Annotated in this window: 16 protein-coding genes; 9 read left to right on the plus strand and 7 right to left on the minus strand. The window is 66.3% G+C overall.

The window, feature by feature from the left end; genetic code table 11:
* Nucleotides 1-746 precede the first annotated feature (746 nt).
* Both KRX55_RS05240 and fkpA read left to right on the plus strand, forming a co-directional pair.
* Nucleotides 747-2,042 carry a citrate synthase gene (locus tag KRX55_RS05240; protein WP_218406747.1) on the plus strand — a complete coding sequence of 432 codons (1,296 nt, stop codon included), beginning with the start codon at nt 747-749 and terminating at the stop codon, nt 2,040-2,042.
* 188 nt (nt 2,043-2,230) lie between these two features.
* Nucleotides 2,231-2,590, plus strand: a complete 360-nt coding sequence (gene fkpA / locus KRX55_RS05245; RefSeq protein WP_198737617.1) for an FKBP-type peptidyl-prolyl cis-trans isomerase FkpA — start codon at nt 2,231-2,233, stop codon at nt 2,588-2,590.
* A gap of 85 nt (nt 2,591-2,675) precedes the next feature.
* On the opposite strand, the gene KRX55_RS05250 is transcribed toward fkpA, so the two are convergent.
* The 6 genes from KRX55_RS05250 to KRX55_RS05275 are packed head-to-tail and all read right to left on the minus strand — an operon-like array spanning nt 2,676 to nt 7,720.
* Nucleotides 2,676-4,184: a carboxyl transferase domain-containing protein gene (locus tag KRX55_RS05250; RefSeq protein WP_218406748.1), complete on the minus strand. Its 1,509-nt coding sequence runs from the start codon at nt 4,182-4,184 to the stop codon at nt 2,676-2,678.
* Between the two features lie 46 nt (nt 4,185-4,230).
* Nucleotides 4,231-5,475, minus strand: a complete 1,245-nt coding sequence (locus KRX55_RS05255; protein ID WP_218406749.1) for an ABC transporter permease — start codon at nt 5,473-5,475, stop codon at nt 4,231-4,233.
* Nucleotides 5,472-6,380, minus strand: coding sequence for an ABC transporter ATP-binding protein (locus KRX55_RS05260; RefSeq protein ID WP_218406750.1), 909 nt, complete (start codon nt 6,378-6,380; stop codon nt 5,472-5,474). Before KRX55_RS05260 ends, KRX55_RS05255 begins: the two co-directional genes overlap by 4 nt.
* A gap of 23 nt (nt 6,381-6,403) precedes the next feature.
* The gene (locus tag KRX55_RS05265) at nt 6,404-6,985 is read right to left on the minus strand and encodes a hypothetical protein (protein WP_218406751.1); all 582 of its coding nucleotides are present in this window, start codon (nt 6,983-6,985) and stop codon (nt 6,404-6,406) included.
* The gene (locus KRX55_RS05270; protein ID WP_218406752.1) at nt 6,982-7,428 is read right to left on the minus strand and encodes a hypothetical protein; all 447 of its coding nucleotides are present in this window, start codon (nt 7,426-7,428) and stop codon (nt 6,982-6,984) included. The genes KRX55_RS05265 and KRX55_RS05270 overlap by 4 nt, the downstream gene beginning before the upstream one ends.
* Before the next feature lie 22 nt (nt 7,429-7,450).
* Nucleotides 7,451-7,720 (minus strand): helix-turn-helix transcriptional regulator, encoded by a 270-nt coding sequence (locus KRX55_RS05275; protein WP_218406753.1) that lies wholly within the window; start codon nt 7,718-7,720, stop codon nt 7,451-7,453.
* 148 nt (nt 7,721-7,868) lie between these two features.
* Between KRX55_RS05275 and KRX55_RS05280 the strand changes: the two genes are divergently transcribed.
* The 7 genes from KRX55_RS05280 (at nt 7,869) to KRX55_RS05310 (ending at nt 17,034) form a co-directional block, all read left to right on the plus strand.
* Nucleotides 7,869-8,729, plus strand: a complete 861-nt coding sequence (locus KRX55_RS05280) for an aldo/keto reductase (RefSeq protein ID WP_218406754.1) — start codon at nt 7,869-7,871, stop codon at nt 8,727-8,729.
* Nucleotides 8,726-9,511: an enoyl-CoA hydratase gene (locus KRX55_RS05285; RefSeq protein ID WP_218406755.1), complete on the plus strand. Its 786-nt coding sequence runs from the start codon at nt 8,726-8,728 to the stop codon at nt 9,509-9,511. The genes KRX55_RS05280 and KRX55_RS05285 overlap by 4 nt, the downstream gene beginning before the upstream one ends.
* Nucleotides 9,512-9,644: 133 nt before the next feature.
* Entirely contained in the window at nt 9,645-12,068 is a 2,424-nt protein-coding gene (locus tag KRX55_RS05290; RefSeq protein WP_370625757.1) for an HAD-IC family P-type ATPase, read from the plus strand.
* Nucleotides 12,069-12,468: 400 nt separating this feature from the next.
* Complete coding sequence (locus KRX55_RS05295) at nt 12,469-12,813, plus strand: DUF485 domain-containing protein (RefSeq protein ID WP_200259549.1); 345 nt, start codon at nt 12,469-12,471, stop codon at nt 12,811-12,813.
* Nucleotides 12,814-12,821: 8 nt separating this feature from the next.
* Nucleotides 12,822-14,474 carry a solute symporter family protein gene (locus KRX55_RS05300; protein ID WP_218406756.1) on the plus strand — a complete coding sequence of 551 codons (1,653 nt, stop codon included), beginning with the start codon at nt 12,822-12,824 and terminating at the stop codon, nt 14,472-14,474.
* A 149-nt stretch (nt 14,475-14,623) separates the two neighbouring features.
* Nucleotides 14,624-15,517: a hypothetical protein gene (locus KRX55_RS05305; RefSeq protein WP_255567593.1), complete on the plus strand. Its 894-nt coding sequence runs from the start codon at nt 14,624-14,626 to the stop codon at nt 15,515-15,517.
* A gap of 176 nt (nt 15,518-15,693) precedes the next feature.
* Nucleotides 15,694-17,034: a cation:proton antiporter gene (locus tag KRX55_RS05310; protein ID WP_218406924.1), complete on the plus strand. Its 1,341-nt coding sequence runs from the start codon at nt 15,694-15,696 to the stop codon at nt 17,032-17,034.
* A 14-nt stretch (nt 17,035-17,048) separates the two neighbouring features.
* Here the strand turns inward: KRX55_RS05310 and KRX55_RS05315 are convergent, their stop codons facing one another.
* A complete protein-coding gene (locus tag KRX55_RS05315; RefSeq protein ID WP_218406757.1) occupies nt 17,049-17,918 on the minus strand; it encodes a DUF1906 domain-containing protein in 870 nt (289 codons plus the stop codon).
* Nucleotides 17,919-18,017: the final 99 nt, after the last annotated feature.

An 18,017-nucleotide genomic window follows, 5' to 3' on the forward strand; every position in this document is an offset into this window, starting at 1 on the left:
GCTCCAGACACAGCAACCGTACCCGGGCAACTCTAGTCCCCGGACGTGAATGAGGGGCGCAATCCGGGGTAGTGGGATGTGGACCGGGCGGTCGGTGACCACGGGTGCGTCCCCTGGTCCGGGTGCGCCACCGTCCGCGCGTTCCATCGGCCGCCGGGGACGCGGCCCCGGCCTCGCGTCGGTGATCCGGGGGCGGTGCGGTCTACGGGGGTGGCCGGGGGTCTTTGTCTCCCCCGTAGCGGGTGTAGCGGGGCTGTCTGCGGTGGACTTGCCGTGTCGTTACGGTCACATCATTTGATAAACTGTGCCACACCCCACTCCATTGGGTATTCCGTGTGGGACCGTGAAATCATGACCTGCCGGAGCTTTCGGACCGGCGCCGTGCGTTCCCTGCTCCGGGGCTCCGAAGATCCCCTGAGCTCGGGGAACACAGACAACTTCACAGCGAGTGTCACGTGCTCAGGGCGTTCGGTGCCGCCCGGTGGCGAATCGACTGAAGTGGTGGTTGCGGGTGTCCGTGTCCGTGACCGTCGTGGAACGGGCGTGATGCCGTGGGTGCAACCGAAATTGATGCCTGCGCGTGGCAAACCGTATAGCGTGGAGGTGATTATCCGGACTGTGGTCCGGGCAACACCTCTCGGTGGGCGTGGAAGTCCGACGCGGCGGAACACGCTGCGGTGCACTGCGGTGCAATGGCCGTCCCAGATCCGGGAGGGTGACACTTGACAAAGCTTGAAAGGTACATTGTGGCAACTGACAACAAGGACAAGGCCGTACTTCACTACCCCGGTGGTGAGTTCGAGATGGACATCAAGCGGGCTTCCGAAGGTCAGGACGGCATCGTCCTGGGCAAGATGCTCGCTGAGACCGGACTCGTCACCTACGACCCGGGCTATGTCAGCACCGGCTCCACGGAGTCCGCTATCACCTTCATCGACGGTGACAAGGGCATTCTGCGCTACCGCGGTTACGCCATCGAGGACCTCGCGGAGAAGGCGACCTTCAACGAGGTCTCCTACCTGCTGATCCACGGTGAGCTTCCCACGCAGGAGCAGCTCACGAAGTTCAACGACGAAGTCCGTCACCACACCCTCATCGACGAGGATTTCAAGAGCCAGTTCCGGGTGTTCCCCCGCGACGCGCACCCGATGTCCGTCCTGGCTTCCTCCCTCAACATTCTCTCCACCTACTACCAGGACTCCCTGGATCCGCTGGATCCGGAGCACCGCGACAAGGCCACGGTCCGCCTGATGGCCAAGGTCCCGATGCTGGCTGCGATGGCGCACCGCGCCCGCCACGGTGAGCCGTGGATGTACCCGGACAACAAGCTCAACGCCCGGGAGAACTTCCTGCGGATGATGTTCGGTTTCCCGACCGAGGAGTACGAGGTCGACCCGGTCATGTCCAAGGCCCTCGATCAGCTGCTCATCCTGCACGCCGATCACGAGCAGAACTGCTCCACCTCGACGGTCCGTATGGTCGCCTCCGCCCAGGCGAACATGTTCGTCTCCATCGCCGCGGGCATCAACGCGCTCTCCGGTCCGCTCCACGGTGGCGCGAACCAGGCTGTACTCGAGATGCTCGACGAGATCAAGGCCAACGGAGGCGATGCGACCGACTTCATGACCCGCGTCAAGAACAAGGAGGCCGGTGTCCGCCTCATGGGCTTCGGTCACCGTGTCTACAAGAACTACGATCCGCGTGCCGCGATCATCAAGTCCACCGCGCACGAGGTGCTGGAGAAGATGGGCGGCGACGAGCTGCTCGATCTCGCCCTGAACCTGGAGGAGATCGCCCTCGCGGACGACTACTTCATCTCCCGCAAGCTGTACCCGAACGTCGACTTCTACACGGGTCTCATCTACCGTGCGATGGGCTTCCCGACGGACTTCTTCACCGTGCTCTTCGCCATGGGCCGCCTGCCGGGCTGGATCGCCCAGTACCGCGAGCTCATCGAGAACCCCGGTTCGAAGATCTACCGCCCGCGCCAGATCTACACCGGCGAGACCCTGCGCGAATTCGTGCCGCGTCCGGAGCGTTAAACACACCACCGGTACCGGTGGAGGAACCCGCGGTTCTCCGCGGGTTCCTCCGTGTCCGGCAGCCCCCGGATTTCTTCAAGGCAAGAAATCCCACGTAAGGTGGCTTCCGGCGTCACCGACCCCCGAATCTGATGGTCCGGGCTCCACCGTGACCCCGCCCATCACGTCTAAAGCCCCAAGGAGCGTTCATGGACAAGCCCACGATCGAAGCACAGACTGGCCCCGCCCCGGAGGACATCGTCATCGTCGACCTCATCGAAGGCGACGGCCCCGAAGCGCAGTCGAACGGACTGGTGGAGGTGCACTACGTCGGTGTCGACTTCGAGACGGGCGAGGAGTTCGACTCCTCGTGGGACCGTGGACAGACCATAGAGTTCCCCCTTCACCGCCTCATCGCGGGATGGCAGGAGGGGATTCCGGGCATGAAGGTCGGTGGTCGTCGTCAGCTGACCATCCCGCCGGAGGCCGCCTACGGTCCCGCCGGCGGTGGACATCCCCTGTCCGGCCGCACCCTGGTCTTCGTGATCGACCTGATCAGCGTCGGCTGACGGCCGGACACAGCTCCGTCCGCACAATGAAGAAACCGCCGCCCGGCCGAACTGGCCGGGCGGCGGTTTTTCGTTCACGCGGTTCTCACCCCTGTTCGATGGCCCACCGCTCGTAGTGCCGGAACCTGTGCTCGCGGCCGACCCTGGTCGGATCGGACGCCAGATCCCGGAGGGCGGCGGCGACGGAGCAGAGGACCCGGGTGATGAACTCGTCCGGTTCGTCCGCCGCGTCGGGGTTCTCCGGGATGAGCGTGTCCACGATGCCCGCCTCCCGCAGCGCGAACGCCGAGACCCGCTGCTCACGCATCATCTCCGGGGCGTGGGCCGTGTCCCGGTGGATGATGGCCGAGGCGCCCTCGGGCGGAAGCGGGGAGAGCCAGGCGTGTTCGGACGCCAGGACGGTGTCGGCGGGCAGCATCGCCAGCGCCCCGCCGCCGCATCCCTGTCCGAGGATCACGGAAACCGTCGGGACGTCGACGTCGACGAGCTCCCCGAGGGTCCGGGCGATCGACCCCGCCATCCCGGCCTCCTCGGCAGCGGCGGACAACTCCGCTCCCGGTGTGTCGATGACACTGACCAGCGGCAGGCCGAGGCCGTGGGCCAGCGCCACACCGCGGCGCGCGAAGCGGAGCGCAGCCGGGCCGAGCTCGGTGTCCGCGTGCGGCGGCTGGGCGTGCCGGTCCTGGCCGATGAGCACGCAGGGCTGTCCCTTGATCCGGGTCAGGGCGACGATGACGGCGGGGGATACGCGGCCGTCGCCGGTCCCGGACAACTGGATGAGGTGTTCGGAGAGTCGCCCGACCAGGCTCCGCAGCCCGGGCCTGTCGGTGCGGCGGGTGGCGGTGATCGCGTCCCACACGTCGATCCGGGGCTTGTCCGGGGCCGTCGTCGCCGCGCCGTCGATGGAGTGCGCGTCAGTGGTCTGGGGACGCAGGACATCGACGATCTTCACCACGGCCTCCCGCAGCTGGCCCGGTGAGACGACGCCGTCGATGACGCCGCGGGCCGCCAGGTTCTCCGCGCGTTGCACGCCCTCCGGCATCGGGGTGCCCGTGGTGAGCTCGACGACCCTCGGGCCGAGGAATCCCAGCAGTGCGCCGGGCTCCGCGAAGGTGAAGTGCCCCGCGGAGCCCCAGGACGCCATCACCCCACCGGTCGTGGGGTTCCGGAGGTACACCAGGAACGGCAGGTGGGCGTCCTTGTGCCGGTAGACCGCGGTCGTTATGGAGACCATCAGCGCGAACGCCGGGGTGCCCTCCTGCATCCGTGTTCCGCCGGACGCGGGCGAGATCAGCAACGGGAGCCCACCCTCCGTCGCCCGGTGGATCCCGTCGATGATCCGGCGGGCGGTCGCCGCCCCGATTGAACCACCGAGGAACCCGAACTCACTCAGGACGAACGCCACCCGCGCCCCGTTGACGGTTCCCTCGCCGGTGATCACCGCCTCGTCCACCCCCGACTTCTCCCGGGCCCGGTCGAGGGTCGCCCGGTAGTCGTCGCTGATGTCTCCGTACACGGGTGGGGTGTCCCAGGAGATGAAGGACCCGGGGTCGAGAACCTGATCGATGAGGTCGTGGGAGGTGGTGTTCGTCATGGCTGACACTGTAGCCGCCGGAGCGGCCGCCCGGGGCTGGTCCGGGTCAGCCCCGCCGTACCCCACCCAGTGCCTTCAACCACCCGACGGGTGAACCGGTGTGCAGGATCGACGAGCGGTAGATCCGGGCGGCCAGCCAGCTCGTGGCGACGGTCGCGAGGGCGAGGATGAGGGCCGCGCCCAGGACCCCTCCGACACCGACGTTGCCCACCGCGTACTGCAGGGGAATCGTCGACGAGGAGAACGGCGGCACCCAGGCGACTGTCCGCATGAACGTCGAGTCGACCTGCGTCAGACCGAAGAAGGGGACATACATCACGGCCATCAGCAGCAGGATCACCGGTGTCTGCACACCCTGGAAATCCTCCATCCGGGACACCAGCGACCCGGCAGCCGCGTAGAGCACCGAGAAGAAGAGGTATCCGAGGACGTAGAACAGCAGCAGGACGGGGAGAACGGTGAGGTCGATCTCGACGTCGAAGCGTTCGCCGATCCCGGTGAGGCCGATCCCCGCGGCCGTGACGGCGAACAGCGTGGCGACGAACACCAACCCCACGCCGCCGACGCCGATGATCTTGCCCCACAGCAGGTCCAGGGGACGGACCGTGGCGACCATGAGCTCCACGACCCGGGAGGACTTCTCCTCGATGACCGCGGAGCCGATGGTGATCGCGAACATCATCACCGACATCACCAGAACGCCGAGACCGATCAGGGTGACCATGACCGTGCCCGCCGTACGCGGGTCACCGAAGGCCCCGCCGTCCGATCCACCTTCGACACGGACGGTCGTCACCGTACCGGCGGCGGTGATCTCGGCGACCTGTTCGCCACTGATCCCGAACTCGGTGAGCAACCCGTCCCGTGCGATCGCTCCCTGCGCCGCCCGGAGAGCCGTGAGTGAGTCCGTGTCGACGGACGACTCGGAGACCAGCTCCCATCCCGTCCCCGACTCCGCGGGCCGGTAGATGGCGTCGATGTCCCCGTCGGAGAGCGCTGCGAGTGCCGTGTCCCGGTCCGGGTACCCGGCGGATTCCATCGCGGGCCCGTCACCGTTGTCGCCGGCTACGGCGGCGAGCGCTGCGGGCTCCGCGCCGACGTAGCCGATGACCTGTGGTGCGCTCTCCTTCGATCCCTGCCAGGCTCCCCATCCGAGACCGCCGAGTACGGCGGCGAGCATGATGGCGAGGGTCACCCAGACGGATTTCCGGGTGAGTACGGCGCGTGCCTCACGGGCGGCGATCAGCCGGATCGCTGCAGTCGAAGAATAGGTGTCGGTCGGATGGCTCATGGTTTCACTACTTCCTGGAACAGGTCGGACAGGTCGGGGCGACGGCGGGTGAAATGATGGACGGGACCGGCGGCCATGGCGGCGCGCAGGATGTCCTGGTCGGTGGCCGGGGATCCGGGGTCGAGGGTGAGTAGCGTCGCGGTGTCGCTTCCCCCGGCCCGGCGGATGCCGGGCACCGACCGCCACCAGTCACCCGGGGTGTCGACACGCACCTCGTAGGTGTCCTCACCGGTGTCCCGGAGCTCATCGACGGTGCCTTCCGCGCGCATCCGGCCTGAGGCAATGATCCCGACGCGGTGGCAGAGACGTTGGACGAGGTCGAGCTGGTGGGAGGAGAACAGGACCGGGACCCCCGCATCCGCCCGCTCGACGAGGATGTCGCTCATCACGTTCACCGCCACGGGATCGAGTCCCGAGAACGGTTCATCCAAAACGAGGACGTCCGGGTCGTGGACGAGGGCGGCGGCCAGCTGCACGCGCTGCTGGTTGCCGAGGGAGAGTGACTCGAGCTGATCGTCGGCACGCGCACTGAGACCGAGCTGCTCAAGGAGACCGGTGGTGCGGTTCTCGGCTGAGCGCTTGTCGACGCCGTGCAACCGCGCCAGGTAGGTCAGCTGTGCGCCGATCTTCTCCTTCGGGTAGAGGCCCCGCTCCTCGGGCATGTAGCCGATGCGTCGACGGGAGGATTCGGTGAGCGGTTCGTCACCGAGCCGGACCTCTCCGGAGTCGGCTGCGATGACCCCGAGTGCGATGCGCATGGTGGTCGACTTGCCGGCCCCGTTGGATCCGACGAAGCCGTAGATCTCGCCGGGGTGCACGGTGAAGGTCATGCCGTCGAGGGCGGTGAGGTCGCCGTATCTCTTGGATATCCCGTCGATGACGAGCGGGGATGGTGAGCGTGTCATGGTTTTTCTTCCTTACTGGTTTTTCAGTCCGCGTCGGGGAACAGCAGATCGGGGTCGGTGGGGTCGGGCAGGGTCCACGCGAGGACGAGTCCGGGGATGGCGCCGATCAGACCGATGATGAGGAACATCGTCATGCCGGTCGTGTACGTCAGGTCGTACAGATCGCGCATCGCCCACCCTCTGTCCAGCGCCCAGACCGATCCGAAGGTGACGATTCCGGCGTAGACCAGACCGATCGCGTAGTAGAAGTGGGTTGTCGTGGCGCGTAGTCGGAGCTGTCTCTCCAGCTCGTATTCGTCGAGGAACTCCGGCGGCGCCATGTCCTCCAGTCGGATCAGCGTGCGGATCATGGACCAGATGGCACAGGACGCCAGACACAGAGCCGCGGTCATGGCGAGCAGGGTCGCCTGTTCACGGAGTACCGCCGCGACGCTGAGTGTCACCCCGGTGAGGTAGACCCCGCAGAACAGGAGAACCAGGGCCCGCCGGTGGCGGAGGTTTCGCCACCGGTGGAACCGGGAGTCCAGCACGTCACGCCGACGTTCGAAACTGTTCAGTCGGCGCCGTCTGTAGCGGGTCGCCGGGGAGGGCCTGCGGCCGGTCATTCCTCCTCCGTGTCCGGTGTGATCCACGCGGTCACCAGGTTCGGCCAGGTCAGGGAGAAAAGGACCGCAAGGAGGAGGAACGCGGTGGTGGCACGGATCAGATCCACCGAACCGGATTCCGCGGAGACCCCGATGACCAGCGCACTGACGCCGGCGCAGGCCGACAGTATCCACAGGGCCTGCTCGCGACGGTGCGATCTCCGTGCGTGCTCGTATTCGTCCAGATCGCGGGACCGGTCGTTCATCCCGGTCACCGTGCCGAGTCGGTTGGACAGAACAGCGAGAATGAGGCAGACGGCTGCGAACGGATAGACGGGAACCGTGCCCGTCCCGATCCCGATCACGATCAGGCCCGCGACGGCGGTGGCCGCCGTGAATGATCCGGCGAGAAGACGCCGCCCGCGCAGGCGGGCGGTCGGTGCGATTGTCCTGGATGTGGTCATTGTCGTGCTCCTTTCCGTGCGTTCACCGTGTCACCGGTGAGGGGTAGAGGTCGTGGGACATGGGGCTGAACTCCTCGCGGGAGAACACCGCCTCGACCGGTAAGTGGAAGGTTTCGGCGATACGCATCGCCAGATCGAGGCTGGGGTAGTGGTCGCCGCGCTCGAGGGCGCCGACGGTCTGTGGATTGACCTCGATGACCGCCGCCAGGTCGGCGCGTGACATCCCGCGTTCCGTCCGCAGGACCTTGATGCGGTTGTAGATTGGCCGCGTCGGCCTCTTTGATGGAGACATGAACTAAAGTGTTGTATAAACACAACAAACTGTCAAGAATCTACCCCTCTAGGTTGTCTGGATTCTGTCTGAACGGGGAGACGGGTCCGCTGCCCCCGTGTCCGTGGACCCCGTGCGCGTCCCCGGACATGGGTGTTCAATGGGGCCCATGACTGAGAAGACCTTTCCCACGACCGTGACCCTGAACGACGGCAACGAGATACCGCAGCTCGGATTCGGTGTCTACAAGCTGAAGGACGACGAGTGCGTCACCGCGGTCCGGCACGCCATCGAGGTCGGCTACCGGCACATCGACACCGCCGCCATCTACGGCAACGAGGAGCAGGTGGGCAACGCCATCCGGGACGCCATCGCGGCAGGTGACGTCACCCGCGAGGAGCTGTTCGTCACCACCAAACTGTGGAACGACCGCCAGGGTGCCGAGGAATCGACCCGTGCCTTCCAGGAATCACTGTCCAGGCTCGGACTGGACTATGTGGACTGCTACCTCATCCACTGGCCCTGCCCCCGGAAGGGGCTCGCGGTGGAGACCTTCAGATCGATGGCGAAGCTCCAGGGGTTCGGCAGTATCCGGTCGATCGGTGTCTCGAACTTCTACGCCGAGACCCTGGATGAGGTGATCTCCGGCACCGGGATCACCCCCGTCCTCAACCAGATCGAACTGCACCCGGGGTTCTCCCAGACGGAACTCCGCGAGGTCAACCGCGAGCGGGGGGTCGCCACCGAGGCATGGTCCCCGATCGGCCGCGGCAGGGGACTCGATGACCCGGTGATCCGGCGGATCGCCGAGGAACACGACCGGACCCCGGCGCAGGTGATGCTCCGGTGGCACCTCCAGCTGGGCAACATCATCATCCCCAAGTCGGCGCACCCGAAGCGGATCAGCGAGAACTTCGACATCTTCGACTTCCAGCTCGGTGACCGGGACATGGAGTGCATCACGTCGCTGGACGATTCCACCATCGCCGGACGGATCGGTCCCGACCCGCTGACGTTCCCCGAAGAATGAGTCCGGAACAGGAAACCGGGGATCCGAGTCTCCACGCACACGACGGGGACGGGTTCAGGGTGCTCACCCTGAATCGGCCCCGTGTCCGCAACGCCCTCGACATCGGCCTGTGTGCCACGCTGACCGGAGCCGTCCGTGCCGCGGGTGAGGAGGGGATCCGTCCGGGAAGAGGGACCGTACCCAGGGTGCTGCTGCTCCGGGGCGCGCCACCGGCATTCTGCGCCGGGGCCGACCTCAACCGGGCGCACTCACCCGAATTTCTCTCCACCCTGGGCGAACTCCTCCGTGCCCTGGTGGAGTGTCCGCTGCCGGTGATCGCCGACATCCAGGGACCCTGTGTCGGTGCGGGACTGCAGCTGGCCCTGGCCAGCGATCTGCGTGTCGTCGGCCCGGATGCCTGGTTCGGACTCCCACCCGCGTCCCTGGGGATCGCCCTCGACGACTGGACGGTCGGCCGGTGCGTCGACCTCATCGGTGGTTCCCGTGCCCGGGGGCTGATGCTCGGTGGGCTCCGGATGTCTGCCACGGAAGCCGCGGACTGCGGTTTCGCCAACGTCTCCGGCAGCTCCCGGGACGCGGAGGAACTGGCGGCTCGGGTCGCGATACTCGCGCCACTGTCGGTGAGACAGCTCAAACTCGCGCTCAACGACACCGGGAACGTGGCCGCGGGAACCGGAGCCGCGGCCCGCGAACTCCACGACATCTGCTGGGCGAGTGAGGACGCGGCTGAGGCACGGAAGGCCAGGTCGGAGAAGCGGCCGGCAGAGTTCACCGGTCGCTGATCCGTCACGGCGGACACCGGAGGCCGATCTCTGAAGTACCTGCGTACGGCGGCCCGGCGGGCTGAACAGCCGACTTGCGGACATCCGACGGTGAATGCTGTCAGCCGGGGTCCCGCGGATTAGAGTTGGCGCCATGAACATGGATCCAGCAGCCACCGCTGTCGCCACGACCGGCTACACAACCGGCCCGGAGGGGCTCGACTCCGGGACCGTCCGGGAGCGGATGGAGTCGGGGAAGGTCAATCACGCGGTACGGCGTACCGGACGCAGTGTCCCGGACATCGTCCGGAGCAACATATTCACCCGGATCAACGCGATCCTCGGCGTGCTGCTGGTCATCGTCCTCATCACCGGATCGATCATCAACGCGGCCTTCGGTCTGCTCATCGTGGCCAACTCGGCGATCGGCATCATCCAGGAGCTTCGCGCCAAGCGCACCCTGGACAAACTCACCATCCTCGGCGAATCCATGCCCCGGGTGGTCCGGGACGGGGTGACAGCCGAGATCGTCCGCGATGAGATAGTCCTCGATGATCTCATCGACGTCGGTCCGGGGGACCAGATCGTCGTCGACGGCTACGTGCGTTCCGCCGACGCCCTCGAGGTCGATGAATCCATGCTCACCGGGGAATCCGACGCGGTGGTCAAACAGAGCGGGGACGAGATCCGTTCAGGATCGTATGTCACCGCAGGGTCGGGGAGGTATCAGGCGACCGCCATCGGGGAGGACTCCTACCAGGCTAAGCTCATCGCGGAAGCGGGCCGGTTCACGTTGACGGATTCGCAGCTGATGGACGGCATAAACCGGATTCTCCGGATCATCACCTGGCTGCTCATTCCCACGGGCGTCCTCACCGTGTGGACCCAGCTCGGGCGGACCGGTGCCCCGTGGAGGGAAGCCGTTCTGTCCATGGTCGCGGCCCTCGTCCCGATGGTCCCCGAGGGACTCGTGCTGATGACCTCCATCGCCTTCGCGGTCGGGGTCGTCCGGCTGGGTAAACGCAAGGCGCTGATAAACGAGCTGCCCGCGATCGAGGGCCTCGCCCGCGTCGATCTCGTCTGCGCCGACAAAACCGGCACCCTGACCGAGAACCGGATGGAGCTCGACGGGATAGTCCCCGTGGGTGGCCGCTCGGACGCCGAACTGGCGCGCCGGGTACTCGCCACGATCGCAGCCGCGGACGATCACCGGAACGACACCATGCAGGCGATCGCGGAGGAGGTCACCGATGTCGAACCCGACGGTGTGACCTCGACGATCCCCTTCGATTCCGCCCGGAAATGGTCCGGTGTGTCCACCGTGCGGACGGGGGACTGGGTCCTCGGCGCGCCCGATGTCCTCGTCGCGGACGGGGATCCGGCACTCGCCGCGGTGGAACCCTACATGGACCGTGGTCTCCGCGTGCTGATGCTCTGCCGGGCGAAGGCACTCGGGGATGTCTCGGCGTCGCCCGCCGCGCCGGGCTGTGCGTCACTGACCCCGTGTGCCCTGGTGGTGCTGCGGCAGAAGATCCGGGAGGACGCCCGGGAGACGCTGGAGTTCTTCGCCCGTGAAGGGGTGGAGGTGAAGGTCATCTCCGGCGACAACGCCGTCTCGGTCGGTGCCGTCGCCGCATCACTCGGGCTGACTGGCAAGGTCGTCGACGCACGCGAGCTTCCTGTGGCCGATGATCCCGACTTCGTCCGGCAGGTGAGTGAGGGGACGGTGTTCGGCCGCGTCACCCCTGAGCAGAAACGCGACATGGTGGTGGCGCTGAGATCGCAGGGGCACACCGTCGCGATGACCGGCGACGGCGTCAATGACGTGCTGGCGCTGAAGGATGCGTCGATCGGGGTCGCCATGGGATCGGGTTCCCCCGCCACGAGATCGGTCGCGCAGGTGGTGCTCCTGGACAACCGCTTCGCCACCCTGCCGCACGTCGTTGCGGAGGGACGACGGGTCATCGGCAACATCGAGCGCGTCGCGAATCTCTTCCTGACCAAGACCATCTACTCGATCGTGCTGGCTCTGGTCGTCGGGTTGTTCGGGGTGACCTTTCCCTTCCAGCCGATCCACGTCACGATGATCGGCTGGTTCACGATCGGGATCCCGGCGTTCGTCCTGTCACTCGCCCCGAATCATGAGCGGGCCCGGCCGGGATTCGTTGCCCGGGTCCTCCGTCTCGCCCTTCCCTCGGGATTGCTGATCGGGGTGTTCACCGTGGCGTTCTGGCTCCTCGTGAACCCGGGGGCTCACGCGCCGGCCATGGAGGTGAGGCAGGCGGGAACGGCCACCCTCACGGTGACCCTCGTCATGGCGCTCTGGGTGCTCGCCGTGGTCGCCCGACCGTACCAGTGGTGGCGGATCGCGCTGATCGCCAGTGGAGCGGTCGCCTACGTCGTCATTTTCTCGGTGCCGCCGCTCGCACGCCTGCTCTTCCTGGATGCCTCCGATCCCGGACTGCTGTGTCGGGCGCTCATCGTGGGCGGTGTCGGGGCCGCACTGATCGAGTTGTCATGGTGGATCGGGCAGAAACGGTCCGGTCAGGCCGTGAGGATCTTCGCTTTAGAGGGCTGAAGCACTCACCGGGGGGCCGTTCCGGGGTGCTTCCGGCGCTCCACGGGGCGGAAACACGGATTCGCAATCTTCACAACGCCCGAACATGCGGGCGATGGGGGGTTGTTGACGAATGGGGAAAGTGCTGGCCAGTGGCTTTTGTGGGGGTGGGGAAAAGCTGCGAATGCAGTTATTCCGGCGATTAGCTTTCACATTGCAACGTGAGCTAGGTAACTTCACACCTACACCTTGTTTTGTGATCGCTTGCACAATGATGTCCGGCGGACCAGTTCCGTCACCATCACCAAGCCTCCGACCGTGGTGTGCGAAGTGGGGGATGGACGACCGATCGGTGGTCTTCCGTCCCGTCCCGAACAGAATCTCCGTCAAAATTAATTACAGAAAGCGAGATGACCCTCACATGAGTGCAGACTCATCCGCCCCGGTGCGGCGCCGTGAACCCGGTGCCGCAGAATTCCGGGCCATGCAGAAAGATCCTGAATTCCTCGACCTCAAGAAGACGTTCCGCGGGTTCGCCTTCCCGATGAGTATCGCGTTCTTCCTCTGGTACATGTTCTACGTCTTCCTCGCGGTCTACGCGAAGGACTGGATGGGAACCCCGGTGTTCGGCAACGTCAACTGGGGCGTGATCATGGGACTTCTCCAGTTCGTGACCACCTTCGCCATCACCTGGATCTACGTCAACTTTGCCAACAAGAAGATCGAGCCCAAGGCGGCAGCGATCCGTGAGAGAATGGAAGGCTAATACCTCTCATGAATAACACCATCAGTTACTCCGCCCAGGAAGTGGGCGCGCAGGCCGGTAATCCGATCCTGAATATCGCCGTCTTCATCATCTTCATCGTCGTCACGATGGGTGTCGTCATCAAGGTGGGTAAGTCCACCAGTGAGGCCTCCGACTTCTACACCGGTGGCGCCCAGTTCTCCGGTAAGCAGAACGGACTCGCCATCGCGGGCGATTACCTGTCCGCCGCCTCCTTCCTCGGTATCGTCGGTGCCGTCGCCCTCGCGGGATACGACGGCTTCCTCTACTCCATCGGCTTCTTCGTGGCCTGGTTGGTCGCGCTGCTGCTCGTCGCCGAGCCGCTGCGGAACACCGGTAAGTTCACGATGGCCGACGTCCTGTCGTTCCGACTCAATCAGAAGCCCGTCCGGATGGCCGCCGCACTCGGCACCCTGTTCGTGTCGCTCTTCTACCTCATCGCTCAGATGGCCGGTGCCGGTTCGCTGGTCGCCGTCCTGCTGAATGTGCACGACAAGTCGCAGCAGGCCATCGTCGTCGCCGTCGTGGGTGTCATCATGATCGCCTACGTGCTCTTCGGCGGTATGAAGGGCACGACCTACGTCCAGATGATCAAGGCCGTCCTCCTGGTCGGTGGCGTCGGTATCATGACCGCACTGATCTTCATCAAGGTCGGTTCCTTCCCGACGCTGCTCGACGCAGCCGTGCAGAAACACGCCGAGTCCGACTACCTCGCCAGCAAGGGCTACGACGCCCACGCGATTCTGGAGCCCGGTCTCAAGTTCGGCAAGGACAGCGTCACCAAGATCGACTTCATCTCCCTGGGTCTGACCCTGGTTCTCGGCACCGCGGGTCTCCCGCACGTGCTGATGCGCTTCTACACCGTCCCGACCGCACGTGAAGCCCGCCGCTCCGTCACCTGGGCCATCGTGCTCATCGGCGCCTTCTACCTCATGACCCTGATGCTCGGCTACGCCGCAGCAGCGATGGTCGGACCGGACCGCATCCTCGGTGCGCCCGGCGGGCAGAACTCCGCGGCACCGCTGCTCGCGCTCGAACTCGGTGGCTCCTTCTTCATGGCCGCGATCTCCGCAGTGGCGTTCGCCACCGTGCTCGCAGTGGTCGCCGGACTCGCCATCACGGCGTCGGCCTCCGTCGCCCACGACATCTACCACTCGATCATCCGCAACGGTGAATCCACCGAGGCGGAACAGGTTCGGGTCTCCCGGATCACGGTGGTCGTCATCGGTGTCACCGCGATCATCCTCGGTATCCTGGCGATGAGTCAGAACGTCGCCTTCCTGGTCGCCCTGGCCTTCGCCATCGCAGCCTCGGCCAACCTGCCGACGATCCTGTACTCGCTGTACTGGAAGAAGTTCAACACCACCGGAGCCCTCTGCTCGATGTACACCGGCCTCATCCTGGCTCTGGTTCTCATCGTGTTCTCCCCGGCCGTGTCCGGTACCCCGTCCTCGATGGTCCCCGACGCCGACTGGGCCTGGTTCCCGCTCCGTAACCCGGGTCTCGTCTCCATCCCGGCGGCGTTCCTCGCGGGCTACCTCGGTACCATCTTCGGTAAGCCGGACAACCTGGACGACCTCCAGGCTGAAATGGAAGTCCGCTCGCTGACCGGTGTCGGCGTGGAAGCCGCGGTCGAGCACTAGTACCGTTTCCACTTCGCACGCTGATCGGTTTCCACCCGTGACGGCGGGTGGGCACCAGACATCACAGCAGTAGAACAAGACGGCGGCCCCGTCCACCAGAACCCGAGAGAATTGGGGGGGTGGACGGGGCCGCCGGTATCATGTCCGACATGGCTAAGCATTCCGTCGGGCACCGGGATGGCCCGGACGGACGAAGCGACCGCTGGCGGCGAATGGTGCGCGTGACCCCGGTGATCGTCGCAGTATCCTGCCTCCTCTCGCTCCCGTTTCTCCCCGTCGTCGACGACGGGGATTCCGGCGCCGGTGTGACCGACCGGGTGCCCACCGCATCGCCGGTGGGCACCCGAGCCTCGAGCGTGAGTCTCTCCAGTGAGGACCTCGGCGAGTTCACCGCCAACGCGACCGGGTCGCAGGTTTCGTTCACACGGCTCTCCGACGGCTGGCACACCGGTACCGCCACGGAGAGGTACGCCCGCCCCGCGCTGAGCCTGATCAAGCTCTACATCGCCGACTACGTGCTCCGGTACGGGTTGCCCGAGGACAAACTGGCGGCCGTCGAGATGATCCGCTCGTCCGACGATGACCTCGCCGACGAGCTCTGGGACCGGTATCCGCGGGCGATCGACGTCACCGCGAAGAACTACGGGCTGCTGTCGACCAGATCGGACGAGGAACGTTGGGGATACAGCGTCACCTCGACATACGATGTCGTCTCATTCATCCAGCAGAAGTTGGCGACCGACCCCAGGTCGCCGATCCTCACCGCGATGACCCAGTCCGACGAGTTCGCGGCCGACGGGTACCCACAGGATTTCGGTACGGCGGTTCTGCCCGGGGCGGTGGGAACCAAGTGGGGATGGTCGAACGACTACTCGCTCCACTCCTCGGTGACCTTCGGGACGGATTTCGTCGCGGCGGCGGCCGTCACCGGGTCCGCGGACGATCTCACCGCACTTGTGGAGACCCAGCTGGGCGGACTCGTCGGTGATCGTGCCGGATCCGTCCCCCCACCTCCCGGGCGCCGTCTGGAAGCCGGGGGATAGGGCTGTCCGATACGGTTCCACTGCAGTGGTTCTGCTCCACCGGCTTATCATGGGCAGTCGTCAGGGGCCGGGTACCGCCCCATCCGTAGTTCCCCTCCACGAATTGAAGGTCGACGTTGAATTCGATAACTGTGCTCGCCTCCGGCGCCGCGGTCGCACCGGGGGTCATCGTCTCGATGATGTGGATCGCGATCGCGGCCCTCGCGTCCCCGCTGCTGTCCTTCCTGACCGGCAAACGGGTCCCGGGCGTGGTGTTCATGCTCCTGCTGGGGGTCCTCATCGGTCCGGAGGTCCTCGACGTGGCCCATCTGGACGGGTCGAACGCGCTGCTCCGGGAACTCGGCCTGGGGATGCTCTTCCTGCTCGCGGGCTGGGAGATCGATCCCGATGTCATGCGGGGGAGGCAGGGCCGCCGGGCCACCGGAACCTGGCTGCTCAGCCTGGGGCTCGCCGTCGGTGCGGCGCTGCTGCTCCTCGGTACCGATGACCTGCTCCGGAGCATCGTGATCGCCATCGCGGTCTCGTCCACCGCGATGGGCACACTGCTGCCGGTGATAAAGAACTCCGGACGTGCGGATTCACCGGTCGGTCAGGGAGTTCTGGTCCACGGTGCCGTCGGGGAACTGGGACCAGTCTTCGCGATGGCCCTGCTGCTGTCCACACGGACGACCTGGCTCACCCTGCTCATCCTCGTGCTCTTCATGGGAGGCGCGATGATGGTGGCGTTCGTTCCGCGCACCGTGTCCCGTCTCGTGCCCTGGGTCGGACACGCGGTCCGTGACGGAGCCAGTCACACGAGCCAGACCGTGATGAGGATGGTGATCGTCCTGCTCACCACCCTCATGGCGATGGCCGCCGTCTTCGAACTCGACGTGGTGCTCGGGGCCTTCGCGGCGGGCATCATTCTCCGCGGACTGGTTCCCGTGCGTGCGCGGAAGACGGTCGAGGCGCGCCTCGATGTGATGGGTTACGGTCTGCTCATCCCGGTGTTCTTCATCACATCCGGGATGGCGATCAACGTCCGTGAGGTCCTGCACTCGCCCTGGGCGGTTGCCGTCGGGATCGTCGTCATCTACGTCGCGCGCGGACTGCCGATACTCCTGATGGAACGCTTCACCGACACCGGCTCCGGGATCCGGGGCTTCCGGGACCAGATGGAGCTCTCGCTGTACTCCGCTACGGGGCTCCCGATCATCGTGGCGGTCACCGAGATCGCCGTGGACCGGGGGCTGCTCGGTGAGGGCCGAGCGTCGGTCATGGTCGCCACGGGGGCCGCCACGGTGCTTCTGTTCCCGATGCTGGCCGCGAACGTGCACTCCCACGTCCCTGCCCCGGAGTATCCCGAGGACGACGAGGAGCGCCGCCGGGTGGAGGGGGACATCGAGGCTGAAGCCGCCGAGTACCGGAGTGAGACGAGCGGTGGCGCACGACAGTCGGGTGCCGTCCGTCCCAAGCCGAGGCCGAAGAGCCGCACCGTCTCCGACGACGAGATCACGATCGATTCGGACGGGGACTGACGCAGGCTCCGGGCTCAGCTGGACAGGCCGGTGAACTGCGACAGCAGCTGACCGAGCGGGCTGGCCGGGGTGCCCGCGGGAGCGGGAGCTACGGCCTCCGGAATCTCCGCCGGAGCCGGGGTCGCGGGGTCCGGGAAAACGGCCGTCCACTGTCCCCAGTCCCGGGAGTAGACGTCGTTCACGTCAACCTCGACACCTGATATCCAGGCTCTGCGCTTCGCCGGCTGGTGCAGGTCCGCCCTGTGATGGAGGCGCCCGCCGGAGCCCCAGTCGTGCTGCCAGAAGAACTCGCCGAGTCCATCGGTCAGGGCCCACTCGATGACGTTGTAGTTGCCGTACACACCCAACCGGAGCCCGGCGACCTCGAGCGCGGTCCTGAACGCGGACAGATAGGGGCGGACCTGGCCCTCGTACTGGCCCCGGGTCGGGTTGTCGTCGATGGCGACGTAGATCGGTCGTCCAGCAGGCCCGCCCGCAGCGGCGTGGAGGGCGATGGCCTGGGGCGCATGGGCGGCGGCACCCGCCGCACCCGGGAGCCAGTCCGCGGTGTCGGCGCGGCCGAACTGGTAGACGCTGGCTGTGGCGAGCCCCGCTGACCGGAACGCGAGGGTTTCCGCGGCGGTGACGGGTTTCCCCAGCATCCAGTTCTCGGCGCCCGGGCGCCTGCCGGAAACGTACCTCACGGCACCCAGGTGGCCCGCTGCCGCGATCGCGCGGGCGTCGGGAACCCCTGCGGCGTAGTCCAGCACCGTTCCCAGTACGGGGCGAGCGGCGTATGCCCGGGGGAGTGTTCCGGTCGAGGATGCGACGGTGCCGCCGGCCGCGGCGAGCGCGGCCACCTTGAGCAGGGTGCGGCGGTGGATGAGGGGGTGCTGCGATGTCATACGGTACCTTCTGCGGTCATCGGGAGAACCCGCCATTCCCACGGGTCACATGGACCACAGTAGCAACTTGGGGCCACAACGGTGACCCATGATCCCGGT

Source organism: Corynebacterium sp. TAE3-ERU16 (genome assembly GCF_019209935.1).
GTDB lineage: Bacteria > Actinomycetota > Actinomycetes > Mycobacteriales > Mycobacteriaceae > Corynebacterium > Corynebacterium antarcticum.

What these genes read in the sequence shown, in the direction of transcription:
- KRX55_RS05295 (WP_200259549.1), top strand. Translation starts at nt 12,469, where the DNA reads ATGAGTGCAGACTCATCCGCCCCGGTGCGGCGCCGTGAACCCGGTGCC.
- KRX55_RS05285 (WP_218406755.1), top strand. Translation starts at nt 8,726, where the DNA reads ATGAGTCCGGAACAGGAAACCGGGGATCCGAGTCTCCACGCACACGAC.
- KRX55_RS05265 (WP_218406751.1), bottom strand. Translation starts at nt 6,985, where the DNA reads ATGACCGGCCGCAGGCCCTCCCCGGCGACCCGCTACAGACGGCGCCGA.
- KRX55_RS05260 (WP_218406750.1), bottom strand. Translation starts at nt 6,380, where the DNA reads ATGACACGCTCACCATCCCCGCTCGTCATCGACGGGATATCCAAGAGA.
- KRX55_RS05270 (WP_218406752.1), bottom strand. Translation starts at nt 7,428, where the DNA reads ATGACCACATCCAGGACAATCGCACCGACCGCCCGCCTGCGCGGGCGG.
- KRX55_RS05305 (WP_255567593.1), top strand. Translation starts at nt 14,624, where the DNA reads ATGGCTAAGCATTCCGTCGGGCACCGGGATGGCCCGGACGGACGAAGC.
- fkpA (WP_198737617.1), top strand. Translation starts at nt 2,231, where the DNA reads ATGGACAAGCCCACGATCGAAGCACAGACTGGCCCCGCCCCGGAGGAC.
- KRX55_RS05310 (WP_218406924.1), top strand. Translation starts at nt 15,694, where the DNA reads ATGATGTGGATCGCGATCGCGGCCCTCGCGTCCCCGCTGCTGTCCTTC.
- KRX55_RS05250 (WP_218406748.1), bottom strand. Translation starts at nt 4,184, where the DNA reads ATGACGAACACCACCTCCCACGACCTCATCGATCAGGTTCTCGACCCC.
- KRX55_RS05290 (WP_370625757.1), top strand. Translation starts at nt 9,645, where the DNA reads ATGAACATGGATCCAGCAGCCACCGCTGTCGCCACGACCGGCTACACA.
- KRX55_RS05315 (WP_218406757.1), bottom strand. Translation starts at nt 17,918, where the DNA reads ATGACATCGCAGCACCCCCTCATCCACCGCCGCACCCTGCTCAAGGTG.
- KRX55_RS05255 (WP_218406749.1), bottom strand. Translation starts at nt 5,475, where the DNA reads ATGAGCCATCCGACCGACACCTATTCTTCGACTGCAGCGATCCGGCTG.
- KRX55_RS05280 (WP_218406754.1), top strand. Translation starts at nt 7,869, where the DNA reads ATGACTGAGAAGACCTTTCCCACGACCGTGACCCTGAACGACGGCAAC.
- KRX55_RS05300 (WP_218406756.1), top strand. Translation starts at nt 12,822, where the DNA reads ATGAATAACACCATCAGTTACTCCGCCCAGGAAGTGGGCGCGCAGGCC.
- KRX55_RS05275 (WP_218406753.1), bottom strand. Translation starts at nt 7,720, where the DNA reads ATGTCTCCATCAAAGAGGCCGACGCGGCCAATCTACAACCGCATCAAG.